Origin of the sequence: Fibrella aquatica (assembly GCF_041321135.1) — a bacterium.
GTDB classification, from domain to species: Bacteria; Bacteroidota; Bacteroidia; order Cytophagales; family Spirosomataceae; genus Fibrella; species Fibrella aquatica.
On the sequence record NZ_JBGGWF010000005.1, the window covers coordinates 210,621 to 236,393 of the forward strand.

Here is a 25,773-nt window from a genome sequence, read left to right on the forward strand (position 1 = left end):
TATACGATTTATTTGCTTCGCCAATCAACGCGGCTGGCTCAGCGGCAAAGTAAGTAAATCGTACATCGTAAGTCGTCATTCCCAAATCCTACAACCCCTGCCCTTGCGCGATCAGTTCCGAAATGTCGTAGACCTTCACAGAGTCTTCGCGGTTCTGGTTTTTCACGCCGTCGCTCATCATGGTCATGCAGAACGGGCAGGCTACGGCGATGGTGTCGGCACCGGTAGCGAGCGCTTCCTGGGTACGTTCTACGTTGACTTCCTTCTTGCCTGGTTCGGCGTCTTTAAAATACTGAGCGCCACCGGCTCCGCAGCAGAGGCCATTGGCCTTCACGCGCTTCATCTCTACCAGATCGGCGTCGAGCGAAGCCAGCACCTCGCGCGGCGCTTCATAAATCTTATTGGCCCGACCCAGATAGCACGAATCGTGGAAGGTTATTTTGCGGCCTTTGAACGGTTGACCGTCGGCTACTTTTACGCGGCCTTCGTTGATGAGCTGCTGTAGAAACTGCGAGTGGTGAATGACTTCGTAGTTGCCGCCGAGGTCGGGGTACTCGTTTTTGAGCGTGTTGAAGCAGTGCGGACAGGCCGTTACGATCTTTTTCACGTTATAGCCATTCAGCACTTGAATGTTGCTAACTGCCTGCATTTGAAACAGGAACTCGTTGCCCGCCCGACGTGCCGGATCGCCGGTACACGACTCTTCCGGTCCCAACACGGCGAACTTGATGCCAACATGGTTCAGGATGCGCACGAACGCCAGCGTAACGCGCTTATACCGATCGTCGAACGACCCGGCGCAACCCACCCAAAACAAGATTTCGGGTTCATCACCAGCGGCCATCATATCGGCCATGGTAGGTACGGTGTATGTTTTTTCAGACATGTCTTTACTGTTTGTGGTTTGTAGTTTGATGTTTGTGGTTGCGCTGCCAAGCACGAATGGGTTACTGGGCAGCGCAACCACAAACATCAAACTACAAACCACAAACTTTATTTTTGATTGATTTCGTCGGCCCAGTTGAAGCGGTCGCTTGGTGAGAATTTCCAGGGGGCCTGATTGTTTTCTACGTTGCTGAACATGGCGTTCCAGGAAGCGGGAGACTGAGCATCTTCCATCACTTTGTAACGACGCATTTGCAGAATGATATTCAGCGGGTTGATGTTGATGGGACAGGCATTGACGCAGGCCTGGCAGGTCGTGCAGGCGTTGATTTCTTCTACCGTTGTATAGTCGCCCAGCAGTGATTTGTCATCGGTGTAGTCGGCGCCGTTCTTTTGCTTGCCGGTCATGATCTCTTCGGCCCGCCAGCGGGTGTCCATCATAATTTTGCGCGGCGACAGTTTTTTGCCCGTGATGTTGGCGGGGCAGGCGGCCGTACAGCGCCCACACTGCGTGCAGGAGAATGCCCCCATGATGTCGACCCACGACAGGTCAGGCACGTCCTTCGCCCCGAATTTGCCCAGATCAGATGGCTGTTCACCGTTTTCGTTGTCTTGCGTTGCGTTACCGGCAGGGTCTTCGGCAATGGTCGGTTCGATGCCGAGCGCTAGCTGTACCTCTTTGGTAATATTCGGCATGTTCTTCATCTCGCCTTTAGGCTGAAGGTCTGAGAAATAGACGTTCGGGAACGCCAAGCCAATGTGCAGGTGCTTCGAGTAGGTGACGTAAGCGGCAAAGAACAGAATGCCGATGATGTGGAACCACCACGAGAACCGTTCGTAGGCCACCAAACCACCATCGCTTAAGCCGGTGAACAGGGGCTTCAGGTACTGACTGATCAGGAAATCGGGCAAAACACCCTGCAATTCGCCATAATGACCCACGCCACGGTCGCGCAATACGCTGTCTGAGGCATTCCAGGTCAGGAAGGCGATCATCAGCACGATTTCGAAGATCAGAATAAGCGTGGCGTCGAGGCGGGGCCACTGTGGACGCATCTCTTCGTGATTTTCGGGCTGTAGTCGACTCACTTTGGTGAGGTAACGGCGGGTCAGAAATACCACGCAAACGGCCAGTACCCCAAACGCCAGCACTTCGAATACACCGATCAGGAACGGATAAACGGGCGCGATGTAGGGCGCAAACACGCGGTGGGTGCCGAGTAACCCATCGATGATGATTTCCAGAATTTCGAGGTTGATGATGACAAAACCGACGTAGATAACCAGATGCATCAGGGCCACCGTTAAGTTTGTGAACATCTTCTTCTGCCCGAAAGCGATGAGCAGCATCAGGTTAAATCGCTCGCCCGGATTGTCGCTTCTGTCTTCGGGCCGACCCAGGTTTATGGCCCCGGCAATGTACTTAACCCGTCGGGTAATGACCACGGCAGCTACGATAAGTGCCGCAGCGAATAGAATTTGTTGAATCAGGTCCATATTTTTTAGCAGGTTAATCGGCTAAGGGTCAACTCAGAGGCGGTTAGGTTGTTTAATTTGAAAAGTTTTTTCTGTCATAGGGTTGCAACGCATGCTTTCTGCGCCTACTTTTGCACCCACGTTTAACACAGACGTCGCGGTGATGTAGCTCAGTTGGTAGAGCAAAGGACTGAAAATCCTTGTGTCGGCGGTTCGATTCCGTCCATCACCACCGCGAAGAAGGCCTTCCCTAACTAGGGAAGGCTTTTTTGTTGGTATGTGCTGAGTGAAGTCGATGAGTTGGATAGTATGCATGCATACCATTTTTAATGAGTGGCAAATATACGGTTTCCCCGATTGCGGTCAAGAGAGAAATTCGGGTAATTTTGAGGTAACCCGCCTGTCAGACCAACCTCATAAATGCCTATCCGTATCCGTTTGCTTTGTCTTTTCGGCTACCTGCTGACGTACACGCCTGGTACAGTGCTAGCTGATACGACAGCGGTTGCTCATCAACCTCAGGTACGTGCCGATACACTGGCAACATTCACTACAAATTCTCTAATCCGTTCGGAGTCGATTGCATTGCCCGATACGTTGGCCCGGTCTACCCGTCGAATGCGAACAGGTTTGTTACTTGGCTCATCCGTCTTGTCGCTGGGGGCTACCTATGTCTACCTGGAAAACAAATGGTGGAGTGAAGGCTACACAAATTTCCACCTCGACGATGGCCGTGACTTCCGGTATGCCAGTAATGTGGATAAGCTGGGACATTTGCTGGGGGGCATCTTTACGGCCGACGTTTATTATGGCGGTTTCAGGTGGGCGGGTGTGGCTCAGCGCCGGGCCGAGTGGTATGCGGTCGGGGCGGCAACCTTCGTACAGTTGAGCATCGAGTTTAAAGATGGTTTCTCGCCTCGCTACGGGTTCAGTTGGGCCGATGTAGCGTTGGGTACGTTGGGAGGCTTCTGGCCCATGCTGCAGAACCGCTCGGCGTTTTTCCGCGATAGTCAGTTTAAACTCAGCTACTGGCAACGGACCAACAAATACTTTGATCACCGGGGTATAAAAACGCAACCGTTCTCCATTGACGATTATATCAATCAGACGTATTGGTTTTCGTTTTCACCGAAACATCTTTTTGGTCGAAAAATGAAGCAACAATGGCCCGATTGGCTCCAGTTTTCGGTCGGCATGGGGCTGGATGCCAATACCTGGAGTCCTACGCGAAATGGAGAAGGGGGGCTGTGGGACATCTATCTGGCTCCGGATATTGACCTGCTAAAGCTGTTCAAGCCAAAAAAGCCTTGGGTTCGTTCGGTACTGCACGTGATGAACTACATCAAAGTGCCGATGCCCACGCTTCAGATTTTGCCAAAGCCGAAGCTGTGGGGACTATATTTCTGAGGAGTTACGCTTTAGTGTAGTGTGTCGTTGATAATTAGTACAAAACCGCCGTATGAACCGTCTATTCCCTGCCCTGATCCTCATTACGCTAACTATTGTAGGCTTACTTGCCTTGCCCAGCCTCGCCCCGCCTGATAGCGGCAATAGTGATTGGGCTGATTACCTAGGTGGCCCCGACCGGTCGCATTATTCGCCGCTGACGCAGATCACGCCCGAAAATGTGAAGCAGTTGCAAGTTGCCTGGACTTATAACGCGCCCGACAGTGGACAGATGCAGTGTAACGCATTAGTAGTCGACGGAGTGTTATACGGTGTTACGGCGTCGGTACAGGCCTTTGCGCTCGATGCCGCCACGGGGCGTGAACTTTGGCGGTTTGGCGACGCCCTGAAAGCCTGGCACAGTACGAGCCGGGGTGTGGCGTTCTGGCAGAAACCCGACAAAACCGGTCAGCGGATTCTGTATACGCTTGGTAGCAATCTCTATGCGTTGGATGCTAAAACGGGTAAGCCAATTTTAACATTTGGCGAAGGCGGTCACGTAGACTTGCATACGGGTCTGGGGCAAGAACACAGCGAGAAGTTCATTATCTCCAACACGCCCGGTACCATAGCCGGTAACCTGATCATTATGCCTGTCCGGGTTTCGGAAGAAGCGGGGGCAGCACCGGGGCACGTCCGGGCATTTAATGTAGAGACAGGCAAGCTAGTCTGGACATTCCGCACGATTCCGCATCCGGGCGAAGCGGGCTATGACACCTGGCCGAAAGACGCGTATAAGAACCCAAATATTGGCGGGGCCAACTGCTGGGCGGGTATGGCATACGACGCCAAACGACAGATCGTTTTTGTGCCAACTGGCTCGGCCTCGTTCGACTTCTACGGCGGTAATCGAAAAGGGGCGAACCTCTACGCCAATTGCCTGCTGGCGCTCGACGCCCGCACGGGTAAACGGCTGTGGCACTTCCAGTTCGTACACCACGACATCTGGGACCGCGATTTGCCCGCCCCACCCACGTTGATGACCATTCGTAAAAACGGGCAACTGATCGATGTGGTGGCCCAAACCACCAAGTCCGGGTTCGTGTACGTGTTCGACCGCGCCACGGGCAAGTCTATGTTTCCGATTCGGGAGGTGCCGATGCTGCCGTCGCCAATGCCCGGTGAATCACCCTGGCCCACCCAGCCGGTTCCTGAACTGCCCGCGCCCTTTGCCCGACAATCGCTGACCGTCAATGAGCTGAATCCCTATTCGGTCGATAAAGATTCAATCCGAACCTTGTTCAATACGATCGATACGCGTCCGTATGCGCCCCTCAACCAAACTACAGGTGCGTTGTTGTTTCCGGGTTGTGATGGCGGGGCTGAGTGGGGCGGCTCGGCGGCTGACCCTAACGGTACGCTTTATGTGAATGCCAACGAAATGGCCTGGATCTTTAAGCTGAAGCCGACACCCAAACAAGACGAACTGGCGCACCTGAGCCCTGGTCAGCGCGTGTACACGATAAGTTGTCAGACCTGCCACGGACCCGAACGAAAAGGGAATCCCAAAAGTGGCTACCCGTCGCTGGTCGATCTGGGCACCCGCCGCGACCGGGCCTATGTATCGCAGATCGTGAGCGGCGGAAAAGGCATGATGCCGGGCTTCCCGCAACTGTCGGGCGAAGAGAAACAAGCCTTGCTGGCTTTTCTGTTCGATGAAGAGAAGAAAGAAGTGAGCGCGAAGCCGACTTCGGCCAAGGCTGGTACCAAAGCACCCGAGCAACCGTATAAAATTACGGGGTATAACCGCTTTGTCGATAGTCGAGGTCTACCCGCCATTGCGCCACCCTGGGGTACGCTCACGGCCATTGATCTAAACACGGGTAAGCATCGCTGGCAAGTACCGCTGGGTGATGTGAAAGCCATTTCGGACAAAAACGGGGGAACGCCCACCGGAACCGAGAACTACGGCGGCCCCGTGGTTACCGCAAGCGGGCTGCTTTTCATTGCGGCCACGAAAGACGAGCAGTTTCGGGCGTTTGATACGAAGACGGGTAAAATCGTTTGGCAAACTACGCTTCCCGCAGCTGGCCATGCTACGCCCAGTGTGTATCAGGTGGGTGGGAAACAGTATGTTGTCATTGCCTGTGGCGGCGGTAAGCTGGGCACGAAAAAAGGGAATCAGTACGTTGCGTTTGCACTGCCATAGGGCCGTTTGAGTAACCACGGGCCGAAAAGTCAGTCTAATGCACACCGGTCTGGGTACGTTAGCGTAATTTTGTGGCTTTCCAAACTGCCCGTTGTATTCGGTACCTATGGCTCAAGCGTCTAATCCTATTTATTTCAAGGGCTTTAATGGAGTGCGGTTTATCGCTGCCTCAGCGGTGATAATTCATCACATCGAAGAGTACAAGTCAGTCTTTTTGTTTGGTCGGGAAGACCTCTGGGCCAGACCCTTTGCGTATCAGTTGGGCCGGTTGGGCGTCTCCCTGTTCTTTGTATTGAGCGGGTTTCTGATCACGTACCTGTTGCTCGCCGAGAAGCAGAAGACGGGCCGGATAGCCATTCGTAAGTTCTACATCCGGCGGGTGCTGCGCATTTGGCCGCTCTATTTTCTGGTAGTCGGGCTTGGGCTGCTGGTCTGGCCGCTCATTCCGATTCTGCAAACGCCCGCCTTGCTGGGCGATGTTTACGATCAGTTTGGGTTGAAGCTCCTGGTATATGGGTTGGTTCTTCCCAATGTAGCGCTGGCCTTTTTCGGAAACGTACCCATGGTATCGCACGCCTGGTCGATTGGTGTAGAAGAACAGTTTTACCTGATGTGGCCGTGGCTGGTGATGAGCAACAATCCCAAACGAACGCTGAAGATCGTTTTGACCGTGGTTGGTCTGTTGGCTGTATGGTTTCTCTACGAACGCTTTGTGGCCCGTCCGGCTTATCTGGGCGACGATCATGACCGGTCTCCGTTTGTTATTCTGGCCTTTTTTATGGCTCAGTTCCGCATTGGGTGTATGGCTATTGGCGGGGTAGGAGCGTGGCTTCTTTTCTCGCGCCATTGGATATTGCCAAAACTATTCCAGCGAAACGTGCAGCTTGCTGTTTACGGCGTGTTGCTGCTTTGCATCGCGTTTAGTGTTCGCGTGCCGGGCTTCAACTACGAGTTCTACGCCGTCTTTTTCTGCTTTATGCTGCTGAATCTGGCGGGTAATTCAACCTCGCTGGTAAAACTCGACAACCCGGTAACGCGCTTTATGGGCGATATTTCGTACGGCCTGTATATGTATCATCCACTCCTGATTACGTTGTGTATGAACAGCCTGCTGTTGCTATGGCCCGGTCGCCCCACCCACGATAATTCGGCTGACCCTGTTTTCATGACGTTGCTGTATCTGAGCAGCTTTACGTTAACAACACTGGTGGCCTGGTTGTCGTACACGTATTTTGAGAAACCATTTTTGTCCCTGAAAGACCGTTTTGCAGTAGTGGCATCCAGTCGTCGTCCTGCCGAACCATCAACACCGCCGACTTCTTCGTCACTGGTTCCGTAACTTTACACCATGCTTATTCTTCTTGTTAAAGGCGTTACGTCGCTGCTGTTAACGCTGGCTATTGGTTTGTTGCTCTGGCAACGTCCGCGTGTTGAGCAATGGTTGACTACAACAAAAGCTCCTTGGCTTACCCTATTTTTTGTTTTCCTTAGGCTGTTGCCTTTTCTGGGAGTTTATGTCATTCTGGGCTTCGAGCCGCAATCCGACGTGCAGTGTTTTTATCCGATTGTGTCGTCGGCCACGCGTCTGGAAGTACCTTACATAGGCGCGTATAACGCCTACAGTCCCTTTTTCGGCTATCTGCTGGCGCTGCCACTGGCCCTTTACGATAACATCCGGGTCATTGTGCTTACGTTGCTGTTGCTGGAAACGGCAACGGTCTGGTTTACGCAACGTACCTACCTGCCGCAACTCACGCAGGGTGAACGCCTGTTCCGGTGCCTGATCTATTACCTGCTGCCCGTTTCGTTTGTATTTGCCGTCTTCAGCGGGCAGGAAGACATTCTGGTCTGGGGCGCGGCGCTGGCCGGTGTCTGGCTCTGGCAAACGCGGCAGAACGCATTTCTGGGCGGTTTGGCCCTGGGCATTGGCCTGCTGCTAACCAAAGCCACGTTTGTGCTGCTGATGATTCCGCTTTTTCTGCTGACCCGCCGCAAGGTGTCGTTCGTGGCCGGTGCGGCCGTGGTGGGCCTGCCCGTGCTGGTGTGGCTCTACCTGACCACGGGGATGCTGTTTCTGGAACAACCCCTGCACGAAGGCGATTACCTGAAAGCCCCCAACTGGCGATCGGTACTCAATCCCGTTCTGACGGGTATGACCCTGAATGGGAACCTGGGCAAGTGGATCACCCTAACGTTGCTGCTCATTGTTATAGGACTGGCTACGCTCTGGGTACGTAAGCGCGACGAATTAGTTGGCTATCTCCCGATGCTTTACATCACCATTTTTGCGGCCATGAGTGTGTTACAGCAAAACTCGATCACCGTATATGCCTTTGCGTTCATGCTACCGCTGGTTTTTTGCCTGACCGATTGGCGCAACAAGACTGAAGTAGCCATTCTGCTGATTTTTAATCTGCTGGCGGCTAATCACCCCTCAATTTGGTGGCGGATGAAACAACCTTACTACACTTTTGACTCGCTTAGCAACCCGCTGTATCTGGCCGAATACGTAATGGAATGGGTAATCATTGCCGGTTTTGCGTGGTGCGTCTGGCTGGCTGTTCGGCAATTGCGGCGCGGGCCAATCGCTACTCTACCCGTTTAAATTGCTGCTTCGCCTGTTTGCGCGAAAGGGCGTTGAAATGCCACCACTCGTATTCGATTGGCATAAACCCGCCCGCCTGCATGGCCTGACGCAACAAACGCCGGTTCTCTACCTGCTGCTTCGTTAACTGACCTGTTTTGAGCAATTGCACTTCCTGCTTCGGATACGCTTTCGGGCCGAAAAAATCGTAGGGGGTACCCATGTCCAGGGCGCGTCCGTCGGCGGTAGCGAGGGTGAGGTCAACGGCGCATCCGTAACTGTGAATAGAGCCTTCGCGCGGGTCGGCCACGTAGGTGCGTCGCTGCCTTTCCGAATATTGAGGTAGTGCATTCCAGAGTTTCCATTGTGCAGATTGTGGCCGGGCGGCATCGTAGATCAGCAACCGCAGATCGGGCCTACGTACCTGTAGCCATTTACTGGCCGCGCTCAATTTCCGGGTGGTCATTGGTTGCAGGTAGGCTTGCGTCAGATCGCCATACACATCCTGCTTCACGAAATTATCGGTAGTCGAATACTTCAGCTCAACCAACAGGCTGGGGTCAACCGTTTGCACGTTTACAAGGCCCTGCTTTTGCATGGAAGCGTCGGTTTGGGCACTTGCATGATGCGTAAATGCGTGAATGAGCGAATAGGCAACTAAAAGAACGGCAAAGCGAAAGGACATAAATTTGGATTGTTTGTTGGCATTTGGGGTCGTAAACTTACGGCGAAAGGTAACGACCTACGGCGTAGTCGCTCTTTCACCCTTTCACTTTTCACTCTTCACCACATGGCCCTTAACTACATCTGGGTAGCTTTTTTCCTGATTGCTTTTCTCGTGGCGCTGGCCAAACTTATTTTTCTGGGCGACACCGAAATCTTTAAACTCCTGGTCGAGGGCCTTTTTGACTCGTCGAAAGTGGCGGTGATGGATATTGCCCTGCCCTTGGCCGGCGTAATGACGTTTTTTCTGGGGCTACTCAACATTGCCGAAAAAGCGGGCGTCATCAACGTCATTGCGCGGCTGATCGGGCCGTTTTTTCATAAGCTGTTTCCCGAAGTCCCCCGCAATCACCCGGCCAACGGGCAGATGATTATGAACTTCTCGGCCAACCTGCTCGGTCTCGATAATGCTGCTACGCCCTTTGGTCTGAAAGCCATGCAGAGTCTGCAGGATTTGAATTCAAATAAAGATGTTGCTTCCAATGCGCAGATTATGTTTGCCGTGTTGCATACATCCGGACTTACTATTATTCCGCTGAGTATCATGGCGCAACGGGCTATCCTGGGCGCGCAAAATCCCGCCGATATTTTTATTCCCTGCGTCATTGGTACGTATGTTACTACGGTGGTTGCCCTGATTGCTGTAGCCCTTCGACAGCGAATTAACCTGCTGAATCCGACCGTACTGGGCTGGCTGGGGGCCATTACCGGGCTTATTGCGCTGGCCTTATGGAGCCTGTCGGGACGGCCAAAAGAGGAGGTAGAGATGATCTCGAAAGTGGTGGGCAACCTCATTCTGATGGTCATTATTCTGGGGTTCCTGCTGGGTGGCCTGTATAAGAAGGTGCCTCTTTTCGAGACCTTTGTCGAAGGAGCCAAAGGTGGTTTCGAGACGTCGGTGCGCATTATTCCCTATCTGGTGGGCATGCTCGTGGCTATTGGCGCTTTTCGTAACGCAGGGGCTATGACCTTCCTGGTCGATGGCCTCAAATACATAATTGGCCTGACGGGAGTCAATACTGATTTTACAGATGCTCTTCCCGTGGCTTTAATGAAGCCGCTCAGTGGCTCTGGTGCCCGTGCTCTCATGATCGATGCCATGAAGGAGTTCGGGGCCGACTCATTTGTAGGGCGGCTGGTGTGTATTTTCCAGGGGTCGGCCGATACCACGTTTTATATCGTGGCTTTGTATTTTGGCTCAGTAGGTATCAAAAACAGCCGGTATACCATTCCGCTCTGCCTCTTCGCCGATCTGATTGGCGTGATCGCCGGTATTGCACTGGGCTACTTCTTTTTTCATTGATTCAGGTACGTTGTCAACGTGTACCTGAATCAATGAAAAAATGGTTAATTCGTTTCTACAGAGTGCTCATATCGATCACGAAGCGGTAACGAACATCGCCTTTCAGCATGCGCTCGTAGGCGGTCTGAATATAATTCATCGGAATTACTTCTACGTCGGATACAATGTTGTGTTCAGCGCAAAAGTCCAGCATTTCCTGGGATTCGGGCATCCCACCTGTATTTGAACCCACAATGCTTTTCCGGCCACCGAGTAGGCCAAAAACGCCAATTTCGGCTGGTTTTGGCGGCGCGCCAACGCAAATCTGAACGCCGTTGGTTTTCAACAGGCCCAGATACATGTTGTAATCGTGCGGTGCCGAAACGGTATCGACAATGAAGTCGAATGTATTCTGTACGGCTTTTACCTGCTCAGCATCACTGGTCAGCACAAACTTGTGGGCACCTAACCGATGCGCATCTTCTTCTTTCGAAGGCGACGTGCTCAGCAGGGTGACTTCGGCACCAAACGCTACGGCAAACTTAACGGCCATGTGGCCCAGACCTCCCAAACCTAACACGGCCACCTTATGGCCCTCGCCCACTTTCCAGTAGCGCAACGGAGAATAGGTGGTGATACCCGCGCAAAGCAACGGAGCCACCGCGGGCAGATCGAGCGATTCGCTGACCTTTAGCACAAAGTCCTGATGGGCTACCATTACGTTTGAATAGCCGCCGTAGGTGGGAGTTTTCTTATCCTGTTCGTAGCCGTTGTACGTCTGCGAATTTCCGTTCAGGCAGTACTGTTCCAGACCTTCTTCGCAATTTTCGCAGTGTCGGCATGAATCAACAAAGCAACCAACGGCGGCCAGGTCGCCCGCTTTGAATTTGGTTACCTGATCGCCGACAGCCGTTACCCGACCCACCACTTCATGACCCGGAACCATGGGGAACACCGAATTGCCCCATTCGCCCCGAACCTGATGCAGATCGGAGTGGCAAACGCCGCAATAGTGAATATCGAACTGTACATCGGTCGGTTTCAGATCCCGCCGTTCAAACTGAAAAGGTGCCAGATCTGATTCGGCATCCTGAGCTGCGTATCCTTTCGCTGCAATCATTGTGTTTTGTGTAGTTTAATTTGAGAAGTCTGTTTGCCTTCCATCTTCCTATATAACGCTAAAAATGATCTGATGGCTGACTGTCTTAGCTAAGCAGGTAACGTATGTGTAAGGAAAGAACGATAGAACGGGTTCTGGCCTTCATTATCACGAATTGTTATGTTTTTCTAGACAGCCATGCCACCATGGCCAAACAGGCGCCAAACCAGGCGAAAGGCAGGCGTAGATCGATGATGGATAAGGCGCCGAAAACAACCGTTGTGCCGAAACTGGCCAGACCCTGCATAGCCTGATTGAGGCCAAAGACTTCGCCCCGGTCGGTATCGGTGGTTTTCTGCGCCATCAGCCCTTCAATCAGTCCCTGAATGAGCGAGTAGGTGAGGCAGTCGATTGTGATAATGATGTAGAGCCATAGTTTCGACGTACCGACCAATCCGTAGGAGGCCAGCACGGGGATACCCAAAAGGGCAAACCAGAAAATGGCCCGCCGCTGATTGATGCGGTCGGCCAGATAGCCGTAGAACCCGTAGCTGATAGCCACGCTGAGTCCGCCGAAATACATGAAAAAATACGAAATGTCTTTGGCGTTCATCTTCAGCTCGCCTAAACTGACATACGCCACAAAGTAGTTATAATAGCCGAGGGCACCTGTAAGGGCTACCTGCATCAGTACAAGTGTCAATAAACCCGGATGCTCACGCTCTTTTTGCTTAAGCCGGGCCAGTATACTGCTCACGTTTAGGGAGCGAACCAGCTCGGTTGTCAGTTCCTGCCGCGACACGCCTTTGGCCGTGACGTGGGTTTCGCGAAGCAAAAAACTCAGCAACACATTCAACGCCGACAGTCCAACGGCCATGATAACAACGTACCTGGCCTGTTCGAGCGGGTCGGTGAGATCGAGGATGGTGATGAGCAAACCGGCAATGGCCGGACCAATCACGAAGCCGAGTGAAATGATAGCGCCTTCGATACCCAGATTTCGGAACAGCGATTCGCGGGGCGAAATATCGGTAATGGCCGAACGTACAGTGGCATACAGTCCGTTGGTGAGTCCGTCGCTGAACCGATTGGCCAATTGCCAGCCCATACGAATAGGTAACAGCATGCAATTGGCGATGAACGTACCTATGGATGATATCCGAAAAATGGGCTTGCGGCCGTATCCGTCAGAGAGTTTACCCAGGAGCGGAGCCGAAATGAGTTGCACACCCAGAAACAACGCCGTACCCAACGCCAACCACAATTGCGGTTGCGCGTGGCCCCGCACAAACTGAGGCAACACTGGCCCCAAAATAGACCCAACTACTACATCAATGAAGATAATGGCATAGATGTGCAGCAGGTGACGGTCTTTGAACATGTTACTTCTGATTCGCTACATCGGTTTCTTTACTGGCTTCTTCGGGGAGCGTGGCCGCGCGGTAGGCCAGTACGGCGAGGGCCAGGGCGTAGAACGCAAACGGCGCACGCGGGTCTACGGCGGTGAGTAGGGTAGTGGCTACCGCCGCCGCAAAACTAGCTACGCCGCCCAGCGCCTGTGTATCGCCGAAAATACTTCCTTGCCCTTCGCCTTTGGCAGCTAGTTGCGAGGTAATGCCCGCAATCAGGCCGGCCAGCAAACCAACCGTTACCGAATCAACAGTGGCCGCGATATAGAGCATCAGCACACTGCCACCGCTAAACGCATACAGGGCCATCACACCAATGCCCGCGATGGCGACCCAGATCAGCATCTTCTTCTGGTTGATGCGTTTGGTGATCAGTTGGAAGAAGACGAGGTTGACAACAAACGTAATAACGCCGTAATACATAAAGAAATAAACGGCCTGTCGGGGTGTTAAGCCCAGATCCCCCACAATCAGGTAGGCGATAAAGTAATTGTAGTAACCCAGTGCCAACAACGACAGGAGTTGCAAAATATACAGTGATTTAAAGCCTTTCAGCTTCTCGTCGACCACATCTAGTTGCTTCCATAAAGCGCTGACTTTTAGCGCGCTTAGCGACTTTTTCTTTAGCTCCTGAATATCGACCGGCTGTTTTTCTTTTTCGTTGGTTTCCTTGAAAATAAGCGTCAACCCTACATTGATCAGCGCCAGGATAATGCCCATGATCACCAGCGGAATGGGGTCGAAACGAGCCTGAGGCAGGGCAATGATGAGCAGACCGCCAATGGCCGGCCCAAAAATCGCTCCCAGCGCCGTCAGGTTGCCCTGAACGCTGGTTTGTTGTGTCACGTCGTTGTCTTCGGCCGTGTCGACCACCGCCGATCGCAGCACTGAACTCATACCATTGGTAGTACCCTCCAGCGCCCGGTTGCTCAGATACCCCCAGGCGTTAACGGGAAATAGGAGGAACGAAGCGAAGAAAGAGCCAATAGCAGTCCCTATCAGCACCGGCCGGCGGCCAATTTTATCGGACAAGGCACCTAATACGGGCGAGACGACTAATTGCAGTCCAAGCAACAGGGCCGAGCCTGCCATTACCCATACCTGCTTGGCTGGCAGGGCCTGCGTATACTTATTAAACAACGGCCCCATTCCTCCCGCCACAACACTGTCAATCAGGGTTATGGCGTAGATCAGGCCCACTCGTGGATTCTTGAACATGTACAGAAAGTGTAACGATGGGCAAAAAATAAGCCCGCCAGTCTGACGAGCTCACTTATAGAATAACGTGTATCGACATCAATTAGGCTGAACCGTTGAATAAGTAACTGTACTAATAAAATTTGCAGGTACGTTGCTGGAAACCGATCTTAGGCTTCTGCGCTCAATTACCCCCGAAACTTCTTTAGTTTAGCTCGTAACGATGAGGGAATGAGGCCACCGATTTTCAACAGAATAGGCGGAATATTCATGCGTGCCGAGTAGCCTTCGTTGGTCTGCGTCAGTTCTTCGTCGAAGTATTTATTCTTGATCACCGCTCCATTGACAATATTGGTAATCTGCCGAATGTAAAGCCGGTCGGGGGCGGCATCGGAACGGAGCGGTGTATAGTAAATACAATCGTTGAAATAATAGTGCGTCACCTGACTGTGCCGCGTTGAACCGGGTGTTTGAATGGGTTCGCCGCCATGTAACAAGTTGGCCGACCAGATAATGGCCTGCCCTTTTTTCATGTTCAAGACCGCTTTTTTGAGTTGATGCGCTTCGGTCATGGCAGCAATAAAATCTTCGTAGCGCGGGTACAGCTTGCCGTATACTTCCTCGGCGGTTTTAGCCACGGTTCCTTTCATGCCCATATCAACCAGGTCGTAGAACGGTAGTTTGTGGCTTCCCGGGAAGTAATGGAGTGGACCGTTATCGTCACGAACATCTTCGAGCGCTACCCAAACACCGCACATAAACCGCTGCGGAATAGAGTTAAAATGGATAGAGTCGCTGTGGGTACGTTGCTGTGTACCAACGGCAAAATTCAGGGTCTGAAACGGAATGGGCTCGCGGCGGTAAAGCACACGCAACATGTCGAGAACGCGGGGGGCGGCGGCAATTTGCTGTACGGCAGGCACCGTTTTCCAGGCATCCTGTACGCGTGAATTGGCATGCGTAGTTGGAATCAGCGGTTCGGCCTGTTGGCGCGCTTCGTCGATGATCGACATGGGAATCTGAGGATCGAAGATTAAAAAACCCTGTTCAGAAAATTGCCTTACCTGTACGGTTGTGGCTTCGTCGAGGTTGGCCTTGCGCAGGTCGGCCTCAAAAAAAGGCGACTCTGTCCAGGGCAGGTTAACGGTAAATTCAGTTGGTATAGTTGCGCTCATAGCCGATGCATTTTCAGAAATTTAGCAAAAAAAGGTACACATTCCCCAAAGAGATTACTTACTGATTCTTTAGCCCCCTTTTTCTCATCTATTGGTAAGCCTTTTTACTCAGATACGATGAATGGGTCAGAGGCTAAGAAAATGGGCGATGTCTGCGATTAGGCACCAATAGCACCTACTTTTGCCCTATGCAGCAACAACTCGATTCCTGGATTCGCGCCCTCATCCGGTGGTTTGGCTATGTGCCAAATCGGGATATTTCCGGCTGGGTTTTACTAACTATCTCCATCATATTGGGCGTAGTCATCACGTTTATGCTGGTGCAGATTACCCGGTTAATTCTTCGGCGACGCTATGAACCGGCACTGGCTATGATGCGGAGCTACCTGCGGGCGGCGTTTTATTTCTGGCTTCCCTCCCTGTTCTTTCTGGTAGGCACCAACCTCCAAAACGAGCGGTTCCTAAGACGACATCCGGTGGCCGATAAAACGGCCGAGATTCTGTTTTTGCTGACGAGTACGTGGCTGGCGCTTCGCTTGCTGAAAGTGGCTGAACTGTTGCTGGTGCGACGCTACGACATTACGAGTGACGCCAACCTGTCGGGTCGGAAGTTCGTAACGCAGGTCCAGTTTTTCCGTCGTATTCTGTCTACGCTTATTTTGCTGGTTAGCTTCTCGCTGTTGTTACTCAACTTTCAGGGAAGCCGGAAAGTGGGCGTCAGTGTGCTCACCTCGGCCGGTATTGTGTCGGTACTGGTGGGGTTTGCCGCGCAGAAATCGCTGGGTAACCTACTGGCTGGCATTCAGATCGCCTTTTCGCAACAAATTCGCCTCGACGATGCCGTGGTGGTGGAAAACGAGTGGGGACGTATCGAAGAAATTAACCTGACCAACGTAGTGGTTCGCCTCTGGGACCGGCGGCGGCTGATTTTACCCATCACTTATTTCGTGGAAACGCCTTTTCAGAACTGGACCCGCTCAGACGCCAGCATTACCGGGGCTGTTCTGCTTTATCTGGATTATAACGCGCCTATCGAGGCTATCCGCGAGAAAGCAAAAGCGCTGGCCGAGGCCGACCCGCTCTGGAATGAGCAGGTGTTTGCGGTGCAGGTGACCAATGCCATGGCCAGTAGCATTGAAGTACGCATTTTGGTGTCATCTAATGATGCACCTTCGGCTTTTGATTTACGCTGCCACATCCGCGAAGCCATCATTGCGTTTCTTCGCGACGAACACCCCGAAAGTCTGCCGCAATCGCGCATCATCTTGCCAGAAAACAGCCGCTCAGTCATTGCTCAGGCCGCTGATAACCGGATGATTGAATAATCTGTAGCGCCGAAGCTCCAGCTTCGGTAGTCGTAAGTTAGCTAGTTCAACTACCGAAGCTGGAGCCGCAGCGGCGGACCGTTTCGGTGCTACTTACTTCACGCCCACAACTTTGCTTAAGCCCGACACGCCGTTTTCGTTAAAGGCTTCAATGGCAAAGTAATAAGGTACCCCCACGTTAAGGGCTCTCAGCTCGAACCGGTTTGGTTCGTCGCTCCAGAACTGGTAGGTCTGATACAGTTTGTCGGGCGCAATGCCCCAGCGAATGTTGTACCCCGTTGCGCGATCTCCTGCCCGTCCGGGTACGTTGGCCCAGGTCAGGTCGGCGTTGCGCTGGTCTTTCTGGCGAATAGCCGTCATGGTGGGCGTGGTGGGTACGTTCCCTGCTCCGTTGCCAAATACCCTGAATGCGTTGATAGCCAGCGTTGGCCCCGCCACATACACGTGTTCATACCGAACGTACCTGGCCCGGACGAGTTTCCCATCGGCACGGGCCGGAATCTCAACGTAAGCGCAGGCGTGGTCTTTTCTGGGCTCTCTTGTCAGGTCAGCAACCACTTCGAACTTCTTGCCATCCTCCGACGTCAGAATTTTAAACTGGGTGTATACCGTTGAATCAGAATCGAAGATGGTCTGCTTGTAATCGATGTAATCGACCTGCACGGCCCGAATCGTGTGTAGGCTGCCCAGATCGGTCGTCAGCGTTTCGCCGGGTTTGTTTTGGCCCGCTACCCAAAATGTGCGCGGATTTTCGTCGGCCACCCGATCGGCGGTAACGGTATCGGTGGGGGCCGTGGCGAGGGTTGATGAGGCCGTAATGGGCTTTTTGTAATTCAGCAGCATCCAGCCTGTAAACAGCTCATCGCGGTTTTGCATTGATTTGGTGGGCAGGTAATGCGGGTAATCGCCAAAGCGGGTATTGACGTTCATGTGTCCATCTTTATCAAAACCGGCCGGGTTCATCACAATACGACGTTCCATGCCCCAGTTATAGCCAATCCAGGTAGTACCTGTGTTCCAGTAATTACCAAAATTGTCCTGAAAAGTGTTGCCGTGCCCGCAGCCGGTAGCAAACCCGCCCGGTTTGTAGGCAATGGGGTTATAAGGCGCATATTCCCAGGGCCCCAGCGGACTTTTGCCCACGTAGGTACCGTTCCCATACACGTTGTATTCGGTGCCCGGCGCCCCGTATTGCAGGTAGTAGGTGCCGTTGTGTTTGGTCATCCAGGCTCCTTCGGTAAACGGTTTGAACGGATCAGAATGGTTAGGGCCGAAGCGTTCCCAGCCGTGATTATACGGATCGAGCCAGAACATGGCCTTGTACGCCGCGGCCGGATTGTTGCCTGCGTAAGTCAGGTTGCGGCTTTTGTCGAGTTCGGCTCCAAAAATCGGGTACACATTCGATGAGCCCCAGTACATGTACCATTTGTCGGTATCGTCGTCGTGGAAAAGCGCGGGGTCCCACGGGCCAATATCTTTCGGCAGGCGCGGCATCCAGCGGTTCAGAAATTTCAGCTTTCCCTTCTCCGGTTCGGTCGAATAAAAAATGGGGCGCTGTTCAAACGTGCTCTGAAAGAGGTACATCGTGTCGCGCACCGATAGCGCTGCCGGGGCACACATATCTTCCATCGGCCATTTATCGGGCACAATGTAGTTCCAGTCGATGAGGTTTTTCGAGTGCCACCAGCCACCCTGAATGGTCACGAAGAGGTAGTATTCTTTCTTATGATTGATAATGACCGGGTCGGCCCCCGAGCGGTACGAAATCTTCTCGTTTAACTGTTCAAAATTATACCGATAGCTAATATCCATCGGGTTGCAATAGGTGCTTTGCGGCCGTTGCTGAGCCATACCAGGCGACACAGAAACCAGCAGCCAAAGCAGGAGTAAGGTGGTACGCATTGTTTAAGGGTTTGTCGGTAAAAGGCACAACGGTTTTGTCTTTACCTTTTTTTAAATGCCAGTAATACAGGCATATCGCCGTGTAAACTATTTGTTAATAACTTACCGGCTACTTCAATCCATCACCATCCTTACATGGCTTATACAGATGCTCGTCTGCTAACCAACGAAGATTTAGTAGAAGACTTTTTTAAACGCGTGCTCAAATACGATTATAAAAACCCCTCTATCTTATCGAAAATTGTTCAGGCAGAACTCAGTATGGCCAACTTTGATTTTGGATATCCCACACTGCAAAGCCACCATTACCGTGATCGACGATACAAAGATGATTCGACCCGATGGCATCTTCGTCGTCAGATTACAAGTGAGTTATTTTCATTGAAGCGGCCTGATCGGGATGAATCTCTGAAATTGGGTGCAGGCGGTGCTTTGCCTGCAAGTGATATATCCTGCGATAAACAGGCTTTCATCATCATAGGCCCTCCCGCGTCGGGAAAGTCAGGCATTGCCAACAAAGTAGCTGATCATTTGGTAGTGACGCGGAGAGTATCAGCCAATTAGCTAAACTGTTGGTAGATGTGCACGGTTACTCAGTTCATTTGACATTGACGAAGTTAGACCGTAGATTAGCAACTATTCGGGCTATCGAACGTTTTAAAAGAACTAAGAGGTATGTGCCTCTAGGCGTGATTTTTGATAGTTTTGGCAATGAGCCAATACACTCGTATCAAACTCTACAAGTAAATAAAAAGAAGCTGTTCTCCAGTTTTGGAGCCGTTTCTACTCATAACGCAAAACCGGAATGTCTGGACAGCGACCAGAACAACCCAGCTAATCTTTTTACGCAGGTATGAATAAGGTAAACTTGAACAAACGGGTCAAGTCGTCGAAAGAGTTGATTAGCCACCTACGTGCTAAAAAAACAGTAAGCGTATCTCGATCAATAACCGATTCGCAACGACTAACCCTCTCTGATCACTATCGAAAATTGTATAATCAGGAGAAAGCAGATATTCAACGGCTTATTGTTAACACTAAAGAGTTAGTAGCCGATTGACCTCTCTTGGGTACTGTTCTGTCAGTCATCAATAAAAAGACCATATCAGCCTGTGCCGTGCAGAGATGATATGAACACTATTGCATGCTGGCTTCAGACCTGTTTATCTGCAGAGAGAAATAGGTCTGAAGCTTTTTTTATGCACTTTGTGCTCGAAAGCTAGCTAAACCGACTAATGGGCTCTAAGGCTCTGATTTATAACCTGTTTGCAGCTAGGCATACCTAATGTCAATAAAGCGATAGGCGGAGATCCGTTTGTTTCCCGTTGCCACGGGCCGGATATTTGCACCCAATTCTTTATCATCTGTTGCCTGCTGTGCCCCATTCACTCCCGATTGAGTTGCTGATTGTCCTTCTGGGCCTGCCGTTCCTGGCGTTCGGGCTGCTGTTCGGGGCTGGAAACCGCAACGCAGCGGGCTGGATCGGCGTTTTCGCCACCTTGCTCGGATTAGGCGTCAGCCTCCACACGTTCCCCACTCCGCCCCACACCCAGATTTGGGCTACCGACTGGATTCACTTCCAGCAACTTACTGTTTTGCTCGAATTTCGGCTCGATGCAGTTGGTAAGATGATGCTGGTAGTGGTGCATGGCGTAGCGTTGCTGGTGCAACTATACTCGATCAGCTACATGCGCGACGACGCCCGAAAGGGACGTTATTTCGCTTATCTGCAACTCTTTATCGGCGCCATGCTGGGCATTGTGCTGGCGGGTAATCTGGTCATTCTGTACGCTTTCTGGGAGTTGGTTGGTCTGGCATCGCTGCTGTTGATCGGCTTCTGGTACGATCGACCCGCCGCCGCCGCCGCCGCCAAAAAAGCCTTTCTGATGAACCGGATTGGCGATGCTGCCTTTCTGCTGGGTATTCTGATGACGTACCTGCACAACGGCTCGTTTGATTTTGGTACTGGACCGCTGCCCACGCTGGCGGGTATTTGTCTGTTTATGGGTTGTGTGGCCAAGTCGGCACAGTTTCCGCTGCTGACCTGGTTGCCCGATGCCATGGAAGGGCCAACGCCGGTTTCTGCCCTGCTCCACGCCGCAACCATGGTGGCCGCCGGCATTTATCTGCTCGCCCGCATTCACCCTATGCTCTCGCCCGACGCCCTGTTGGTAGTGGCGTTGGTGGGTACGTTAACCACACTCTGGGGTGGCTTCTCGGCTCTTTTTCAATCTGACATCAAGCGTGTGCTGGCTTTTTCCACGGTGTCGCAACTGGGGCTGATGGTGGCCGCTATGGGTACCGGCAACATGAGCGGGGCCCTGTTTCATCTGCTGACGCACGCTTTCTTTAAAGCGGGTCTTTTCCTGGCGGCGGGGAGTGTCATTCACGCCGTTCACACGCAGGATATGCATCAGATGGGCGGTCTTCGGAAAGCGCTGCCGCATACGTACCTGACGTACCTGATTTGTGCGGCGGCCTTGTCGGGTGTTCCGTTGCTGTCGGGTTTTCTATCGAAAGAAACCATACTGGCCGGGGCCTTTATCTGGGCCGATGGGCGGGGTGGTGCCGCTTCGTTGCTTCCGTTTACCCTGCTACTATCGTCGGCCTTAACGGCTGTGTACATGGCCCGCCAAATCCGGCTCATCTTTTTCGGCGAAGCCACAACCAGTAACGTAGCTGCTCCGCACGAACCCGACTGGCTCATGCGCGGTCCGGTGCTGGTGCTTACGGTGTTGTCGATTGGGTTCTGGTTTTCGTTGAATCCACTATCAGCACATCATAGCTGGGTGGCCCAATTTGTGGGGCCATTGGTTGAAGGTGGTCCCATTTGGCTGGCTCCAGCGTCGGTGTTGCTGGTGGGGTTAGGCGGCTGGCTGGGCTTCCGCCTTAGCGAACCGGCCGCCAACAGTCAACTGGCGCAGGCTTCGCTGCATTACGGCTACCTCGATCAGGTGTATCAACGCCTGATAACAGGCCCTGCGCTTTGGCTGGCTTCGCTCGTGAACCGCACCGATCAGCGGGTGGTCGATGGGTTGGTCGACGGCGTGGGATTGGGTACGGTGATGCTGGCTCACCTCATCCGGTTCTTCGATCGTTTTGGTGTCGACGGGCTGGTTAACGGGGCGGGGAGTATGGCTATGGGACTGGGGCAACTGACCCGCTCAGTGCAGGGTGGCCGCATACAGACCTACATTGCTACGGCACTGGCTGTGGTCGTTTTAGTTCTTTGGTTAATTTTATGATAACCTCTACGCCGTTTTGAACCTACTTTCGCTCCTGATTTTTCTTCCCCTTGCCGGGGCTTTACTGGTGGCTCTGTTACCGGGCGAACGCACTGACACGTTCCGGTGGATTGCGTTGGCCGTTACTCTGGCCGAAGTGGTGCTGAGTGGGCTGGCTTACCTGTACTACGTACCCGGCAATCCCGATTATCAACTGCTCGAACAGGTCGACTGGATCACGTTACCGCTGGGTAGCCTCGGCGTGGCCTCTATCGACTATCTGGTTGGTATCGATGGGGTTAGCTTACCGCTTGTGATGCTGTCGGCGGTAGTGATGCTGGTTGGCGTTATCTCGTCTTGGACTCTCACCCAACCACGGCAGGGCGGGGCGGGGCCAAAAGCGTATTTCTCGCTGTACCTGCTCCTGACCGGAACCATCATGGGCTGTTTTCTGGCCCTCGATTTCTTCCTGTTCTTCCTCTTTTTCGAATTCATGCTGCTGCCCATGTATTTCCTCATCGGGCTATGGGGCGGACCCCGGCGCGAATACGCATCGATCAAGTTTTTCCTGTATACGCTGGCGGGTTCGGTCTTGATTCTGCTGGTTATGATTGGCCTGTACCTCTCGGTCATGGATCCCATCAGCACGGCAATCAACGCGGGCCTGATCGATAGCGCTGGTGATTTCACGACTGATATGCGGCAACTGCTTCAGGCACAACTGGCTAGTGGTCAGCTCGACCCCGCGCTCATCGTGCATACGTTCGACTGGCGGCACATGACCGATGGAGGCAACTACCTGCCCGGCTCGTTTCTGAGTGGTGCGGGCGAAGTGCTCATTGGCGGAATGCCCAGTCGGATGCTGGCTTTCTGGGCTGTTTTTCTGGGATTTGCCATCAAGTTGCCCATCGTACCCTTTCACACCTGGCTGCCCGATGCCCACGTAGAAGCACCCACACCCGTATCGGTGGTGCTGGCGGGGGTGTTGCTGAAAATTGGTGGCTACGGCTTTATCCGGGTTGCCTGGGGTTTGTTTCCCGATGCGGGGGCCGAATACGCCACCACGCTCGCCACGCTAGGTACGTTGACCATTGTTTACGGTGGCCTGAATGCCCTGGCGCAGTATGATCTCAAGAAAATGATTGCCTATTCGTCGGTATCGCACATGGGTTTTGTGCTGCTTGGCGTAGCGTCAATCACGGCCGAGGGCGTCAATGGGGCGGTGTATCAGATGGTGAGCCACGGCATTTTGTCGGCCATGCTGTTTCTGCTTACCGGCGTACTGTACGACCGCACACATGACCGTCGCATTGACTCGTACCGGGGGCTGATGACGCCCATGCCACAGTACGCCACGCTGACGGCCGTGGCCTTCTTTGCGTCGCTGGGGTTACCCGGTTTTCCGGGATTCATTGGCGAACTGTTTACGCTGATGGGTAGCTATCAGTCGGTGTACCTCCCCGGCTGGATCACGGCCGTGTCGACGTTGGGCATTATTCTGGCCGCCGCTTACTTTCTCTGGACCCTGCAGCGCATGTTTTTCGGAACCACCTGGGTACGTTCTCAGAGCGCCACCACCAATCCGTCTTCGCCGGAGCCCTTGGCCGATCTGACTGCCCGCGAACAACTCATGCTCATACCGCTGGCGCTGATGGCGCTGGGGTTAGGCCTGTTTCCCAACCTGATTTTCGATCTCACAAACTCAACTGTGGCGCGTTGGTTGCTTGCCTTTGCGGTCGAGTAGTTGCTGTTTCCAACAACAGTTCCATGTGTACATCGGCCCGGGCGTAGGGGCTATTCCGAAGCGGAATATGGACAAATCCGATTCGTTCGTATAACTTAACAGCCACCACTGCCTTCTTATTCGACTCGAGCCAGACCCGTTTTGCCCCCATGTTGCGGGCGTAGTCAACGGCGGCTTCGCACAGCAGGCGGCCAATGCCGAGGCCACGAGCGGCTTTGGTAATGCCCATTTTGGCCAGTTCAAATTCGTCGGGACCTGTGCGGATGATGGCTACGGTGCCTACGATGGCTTCCCCGTGTTGGGCTAATAAGATCTCGCCTCCGTCAATCAGAATATGCGTTTCGGGATGGTCGAGTTGTTCCAGGTCGTGCGGTTCAACGGTGAACAAATCGCTGATCCACTCGATGTTTATTTGCTTGAAAGCGGCTTGGTGATGCGGTGAAAAAGGGATGATCGTTACGGGGTTCATAAAGCGCGTGGTTACTATACATTAAGTAGGTCGCAAGTAGGGCATTTCCACATACATACGCAATTGCCGACCAGTTTGATTGGTAGAACCCTGCTTTTACCGGCAAGCACGAGTGCTAATTTATACAACAAAAGCGCTTTTTCTTGGCCACTAGTTGTCTGGTAACTAATTGGTTACAGCACCTCGTGTGGGCTGTTTGCTGTCAAAAAACGGTATGGAATTGGTTGAATCGAATACTATTTTGTACTATATCAATTATGCAAAATATAATTTGTATGATCTGTTTGAAATAAGAATTATAGTTTGAAAATTTGGTCAGTAACGGCACTATTCTACTGAATTCGTCCTGCTCAACTTCTCCCAAGCAAACAAACTAGATCAATGGGTTTATCACGTCGCAACTGGTTAAAAGCCAGCAGTATTTTCACCGCCAGCCTCGGCTTAAGCCGCTGGAACTCGTCGCAGGCTACCACCAAGCCGGCCGCTTCGCTGGCTGCCGAAGCGTTCACAAAGGAACACATGGTTGTGCCACCGGGCGGTCCCAAACTACGGGCCCGGTTGCTGGCAAATGAAAATCCGCTGGGCATTGCACCAAGCGCCAAACAAGCCATTATCGACTCGGCCAGTTCGGGAAACCGGTACGCTTGGTCGGAGTTTGGCCCGTTGAAAAAACTTATTGCCGATAACGAAGGCATCAAACCCGAGCACGTAATGATGTCGCCCGGTTCGTCGGATATGCTGTTGGCGGCGGCCGAACTGTTCACCAAAGGCGGCGGCACTATTCTGACCTGCCGCCCTACCTACGAAGACCTGCTCAAAAAATCGACGTTTTTTGGCGGCACGGTGAAGGCGCTTCCGCTCACCAAAGAATTCAAGTACGATTTGCCCGCCATTCAGGCCGCGCTAACGCCCGACGTGAAACTGGTGTACATTGTGAACCCGAACAACCCGACCGGCACCATTCTGCCCCCCGCCGAACTCGAAGCGTTTTGCCGGGCCGTTGCCCCGAAAGTGCCCGTCTTCATCGACGAAGCGTATATCGATTTCCTGTCGCCAACTGACCGGCCAATGCTGGGTAAACTGGTTGCCGAAGGTCTGAACGTTATTCTGGCGCGTACCTTCTCTAAAATTCACGGATTTGCGGGGCTTCGGCTGGGTTATGCCATTGCACAGCCCGCCATGCTCGAAGCCATGCACCAGTACATTGGTGCCGAACACAACATCAGCGTGACAACCCTGATGGCCGGTACCGCTAGTTATCAGGACATTGCCTGGCAGAACCACTGCCGCACCGAAAACGCCAAAGCGCGCGATTTCACGGTGAAGGCCCTGACCGAGATGGGTTACGAGGTTATTCCGTCGTTTGCCAACTTCATGCTGTTCCCAATCCGGATGAAGGGCAAAGCCTTCAGCGAGCAGATGATGGCGCAGGGCATCGGCATACAAACCCGCGACATCGACGGCCAACCCTACTGCCGCGTCAGTATTGGCACCATGGAAGAAATGGGCATGTTCGTCGACAGCTTCAAAAAGGTAGTCGGCTAACAAACATCGTCTCACGTACCTGACCGGGCCGTTCTCAGTTCAAGCTGAAAGCGGCCCGGTTTTTTGTTGGGTACGTTAGCGAAGCGGGGGCTTCGCCTGATGAATTAGCCAAAGGCATATTCATACGCTTACCATGAAC

Annotated in this window: 20 protein-coding genes and 1 tRNA gene; 12 read left to right on the top strand and 9 right to left on the bottom strand. The window is 52.8% G+C overall.

Features of this window, described 5'->3' with window-relative positions:
• Positions 1–88: 88 nt before the first annotated feature.
• Together ACAW87_RS14420 and ACAW87_RS14425 are read right to left on the bottom strand one after the other, a co-directional pair.
• On the bottom strand, positions 89–886 hold the full coding sequence (locus tag ACAW87_RS14420; protein WP_370724113.1) for a (Fe-S)-binding protein: 798 nt from the start codon (positions 884–886) through the stop codon (positions 89–91).
• 107 nt (positions 887–993) lie between these two features.
• Entirely contained in the window at positions 994–2,382 is a 1,389-nt protein-coding gene (locus tag ACAW87_RS14425; RefSeq protein WP_370724114.1) for a 4Fe-4S dicluster domain-containing protein, read from the bottom strand.
• Positions 2,383–2,520: 138 nt separating this feature from the next.
• Between ACAW87_RS14425 and ACAW87_RS14430 the strand changes: the two genes are divergently transcribed.
• From ACAW87_RS14430 to ACAW87_RS14450, 5 genes are all read left to right on the top strand, one after another.
• Positions 2,521–2,593, top strand: a tRNA-Phe gene (locus ACAW87_RS14430).
• Positions 2,594–2,781: 188 nt separating this feature from the next.
• On the top strand, positions 2,782–3,768 hold the full coding sequence (locus ACAW87_RS14435; RefSeq protein ID WP_370724115.1) for a YfiM family lipoprotein: 987 nt from the start codon (positions 2,782–2,784) through the stop codon (positions 3,766–3,768).
• A gap of 52 nt (positions 3,769–3,820) precedes the next feature.
• Positions 3,821–5,956, top strand: coding sequence for an outer membrane protein assembly factor BamB family protein (locus tag ACAW87_RS14440; RefSeq protein WP_370724116.1), 2,136 nt, complete (start codon positions 3,821–3,823; stop codon positions 5,954–5,956).
• A gap of 106 nt (positions 5,957–6,062) precedes the next feature.
• Positions 6,063–7,295 (top strand): acyltransferase family protein, encoded by a 1,233-nt coding sequence (locus ACAW87_RS14445; protein WP_370724117.1) that lies wholly within the window; start codon positions 6,063–6,065, stop codon positions 7,293–7,295.
• Positions 7,296–7,304: 9 nt separating this feature from the next.
• Entirely contained in the window at positions 7,305–8,561 is a 1,257-nt protein-coding gene (locus tag ACAW87_RS14450; protein WP_370724118.1) for a hypothetical protein, read from the top strand.
• Here ACAW87_RS14450 and ACAW87_RS14455 read toward each other — a convergent pair.
• A complete protein-coding gene (locus tag ACAW87_RS14455) occupies positions 8,545–9,225 on the bottom strand; it encodes a M15 family metallopeptidase (RefSeq protein WP_370724119.1) in 681 nt (226 codons plus the stop codon). The genes ACAW87_RS14450 and ACAW87_RS14455 overlap by 17 nt on opposite strands.
• 105 nt (positions 9,226–9,330) lie before the next feature.
• On the opposite strand from ACAW87_RS14455, the gene ACAW87_RS14460 reads away from it, so the two are divergent.
• On the top strand, positions 9,331–10,566 hold the full coding sequence (locus ACAW87_RS14460) for a spore maturation protein (RefSeq protein WP_370724120.1): 1,236 nt from the start codon (positions 9,331–9,333) through the stop codon (positions 10,564–10,566).
• Between the two features lie 55 nt (positions 10,567–10,621).
• Here ACAW87_RS14460 and ACAW87_RS14465 read toward each other — a convergent pair whose 3' ends face one another.
• The 4 genes from ACAW87_RS14465 to ACAW87_RS14480 all read right to left on the bottom strand — a co-directional run bounded on the left by ACAW87_RS14465 (position 10,622) and on the right by ACAW87_RS14480 (position 15,425).
• The gene (locus ACAW87_RS14465; RefSeq protein ID WP_370724121.1) at positions 10,622–11,665 is read right to left on the bottom strand and encodes an NAD(P)-dependent alcohol dehydrogenase; all 1,044 of its coding nucleotides are present in this window, start codon (positions 11,663–11,665) and stop codon (positions 10,622–10,624) included.
• Positions 11,666–11,822: 157 nt separating this feature from the next.
• Positions 11,823–13,025 (bottom strand): MFS transporter, encoded by a 1,203-nt coding sequence (locus ACAW87_RS14470; RefSeq protein WP_370724122.1) that lies wholly within the window; start codon positions 13,023–13,025, stop codon positions 11,823–11,825.
• A gap of 1 nt (position 13,026) precedes the next feature.
• Positions 13,027–14,271, bottom strand: coding sequence for an MFS transporter (locus tag ACAW87_RS14475; protein ID WP_370724123.1), 1,245 nt, complete (start codon positions 14,269–14,271; stop codon positions 13,027–13,029).
• Between the two features lie 167 nt (positions 14,272–14,438).
• The gene (locus tag ACAW87_RS14480; protein WP_370724124.1) at positions 14,439–15,425 is read right to left on the bottom strand and encodes a phytanoyl-CoA dioxygenase family protein; all 987 of its coding nucleotides are present in this window, start codon (positions 15,423–15,425) and stop codon (positions 14,439–14,441) included.
• A gap of 188 nt (positions 15,426–15,613) precedes the next feature.
• Between ACAW87_RS14480 and ACAW87_RS14485 the strand changes: the two genes are divergently transcribed.
• Positions 15,614–16,750, top strand: coding sequence for a mechanosensitive ion channel family protein (locus tag ACAW87_RS14485; RefSeq protein ID WP_370724125.1), 1,137 nt, complete (start codon positions 15,614–15,616; stop codon positions 16,748–16,750).
• A gap of 93 nt (positions 16,751–16,843) precedes the next feature.
• On the opposite strand, the gene ACAW87_RS14490 is transcribed toward ACAW87_RS14485, so the two are convergent.
• Positions 16,844–18,652 (bottom strand): family 43 glycosylhydrolase, encoded by a 1,809-nt coding sequence (locus tag ACAW87_RS14490; RefSeq protein WP_370724126.1) that lies wholly within the window; start codon positions 18,650–18,652, stop codon positions 16,844–16,846.
• Positions 18,653–18,787: 135 nt separating this feature from the next.
• Between ACAW87_RS14490 and ACAW87_RS14495 the strand changes: the two genes are divergently transcribed.
• The 4 genes from ACAW87_RS14495 to ACAW87_RS14510 all read left to right on the top strand — a co-directional run bounded on the left by ACAW87_RS14495 (position 18,788) and on the right by ACAW87_RS14510 (position 23,620).
• Entirely contained in the window at positions 18,788–19,216 is a 429-nt protein-coding gene (locus tag ACAW87_RS14495; protein WP_370724127.1) for a DEAD/DEAH box helicase family protein, read from the top strand.
• Between the two features lie 289 nt (positions 19,217–19,505).
• The gene (locus ACAW87_RS14500) at positions 19,506–19,712 is read left to right on the top strand and encodes a hypothetical protein (RefSeq protein WP_370724128.1); all 207 of its coding nucleotides are present in this window, start codon (positions 19,506–19,508) and stop codon (positions 19,710–19,712) included.
• A gap of 316 nt (positions 19,713–20,028) precedes the next feature.
• Positions 20,029–21,897, top strand: a complete 1,869-nt coding sequence (locus tag ACAW87_RS14505; protein ID WP_370724129.1) for an NADH-quinone oxidoreductase subunit 5 family protein — start codon at positions 20,029–20,031, stop codon at positions 21,895–21,897.
• Positions 21,898–21,913: 16 nt separating this feature from the next.
• Complete coding sequence (locus ACAW87_RS14510; RefSeq protein WP_370724130.1) at positions 21,914–23,620, top strand: complex I subunit 4 family protein; 1,707 nt, start codon at positions 21,914–21,916, stop codon at positions 23,618–23,620.
• On the opposite strand, the gene ACAW87_RS14515 is transcribed toward ACAW87_RS14510, so the two are convergent.
• On the bottom strand, positions 23,571–24,089 hold the full coding sequence (locus ACAW87_RS14515) for a GNAT family N-acetyltransferase (protein WP_370724131.1): 519 nt from the start codon (positions 24,087–24,089) through the stop codon (positions 23,571–23,573). The two genes, ACAW87_RS14510 and ACAW87_RS14515, sit on opposite strands and share 50 nt — an antisense overlap.
• A gap of 381 nt (positions 24,090–24,470) precedes the next feature.
• Here ACAW87_RS14515 and ACAW87_RS14520 point away from each other — a divergent pair, with 381 nt between their 5' ends.
• Entirely contained in the window at positions 24,471–25,634 is a 1,164-nt protein-coding gene (locus ACAW87_RS14520; RefSeq protein WP_370724132.1) for a pyridoxal phosphate-dependent aminotransferase, read from the top strand.
• The last annotated feature ends 139 nt before the right edge of the window (positions 25,635–25,773 follow it).

Excerpts from the sequence above, each read along its gene's own strand:
- ACAW87_RS14420 (WP_370724113.1), bottom strand. The coding sequence starts at position 886 with ATGTCTGAAAAAACATACACCGTACCTACCATGGCCGATATGATGGCC.
- ACAW87_RS14425 (WP_370724114.1), bottom strand. The coding sequence starts at position 2,382 with ATGGACCTGATTCAACAAATTCTATTCGCTGCGGCACTTATCGTAGCT.
- ACAW87_RS14435 (WP_370724115.1), top strand. The coding sequence starts at position 2,782 with ATGCCTATCCGTATCCGTTTGCTTTGTCTTTTCGGCTACCTGCTGACG.
- ACAW87_RS14440 (WP_370724116.1), top strand. The coding sequence starts at position 3,821 with ATGAACCGTCTATTCCCTGCCCTGATCCTCATTACGCTAACTATTGTA.
- ACAW87_RS14445 (WP_370724117.1), top strand. The coding sequence starts at position 6,063 with ATGGCTCAAGCGTCTAATCCTATTTATTTCAAGGGCTTTAATGGAGTG.
- ACAW87_RS14450 (WP_370724118.1), top strand. The coding sequence starts at position 7,305 with ATGCTTATTCTTCTTGTTAAAGGCGTTACGTCGCTGCTGTTAACGCTG.
- ACAW87_RS14455 (WP_370724119.1), bottom strand. The coding sequence starts at position 9,225 with ATGTCCTTTCGCTTTGCCGTTCTTTTAGTTGCCTATTCGCTCATTCAC.
- ACAW87_RS14460 (WP_370724120.1), top strand. The coding sequence starts at position 9,331 with ATGGCCCTTAACTACATCTGGGTAGCTTTTTTCCTGATTGCTTTTCTC.
- ACAW87_RS14465 (WP_370724121.1), bottom strand. The coding sequence starts at position 11,665 with ATGATTGCAGCGAAAGGATACGCAGCTCAGGATGCCGAATCAGATCTG.
- ACAW87_RS14470 (WP_370724122.1), bottom strand. The coding sequence starts at position 13,025 with ATGTTCAAAGACCGTCACCTGCTGCACATCTATGCCATTATCTTCATT.
- ACAW87_RS14475 (WP_370724123.1), bottom strand. The coding sequence starts at position 14,271 with ATGTTCAAGAATCCACGAGTGGGCCTGATCTACGCCATAACCCTGATT.
- ACAW87_RS14480 (WP_370724124.1), bottom strand. The coding sequence starts at position 15,425 with ATGAGCGCAACTATACCAACTGAATTTACCGTTAACCTGCCCTGGACA.
- ACAW87_RS14485 (WP_370724125.1), top strand. The coding sequence starts at position 15,614 with ATGCAGCAACAACTCGATTCCTGGATTCGCGCCCTCATCCGGTGGTTT.
- ACAW87_RS14490 (WP_370724126.1), bottom strand. The coding sequence starts at position 18,652 with ATGCGTACCACCTTACTCCTGCTTTGGCTGCTGGTTTCTGTGTCGCCT.
- ACAW87_RS14495 (WP_370724127.1), top strand. The coding sequence starts at position 18,788 with ATGGCTTATACAGATGCTCGTCTGCTAACCAACGAAGATTTAGTAGAA.
- ACAW87_RS14500 (WP_370724128.1), top strand. The coding sequence starts at position 19,506 with ATGAATAAGGTAAACTTGAACAAACGGGTCAAGTCGTCGAAAGAGTTG.
- ACAW87_RS14515 (WP_370724131.1), bottom strand. The coding sequence starts at position 24,089 with ATGAACCCCGTAACGATCATCCCTTTTTCACCGCATCACCAAGCCGCT.
- ACAW87_RS14520 (WP_370724132.1), top strand. The coding sequence starts at position 24,471 with ATGGGTTTATCACGTCGCAACTGGTTAAAAGCCAGCAGTATTTTCACC.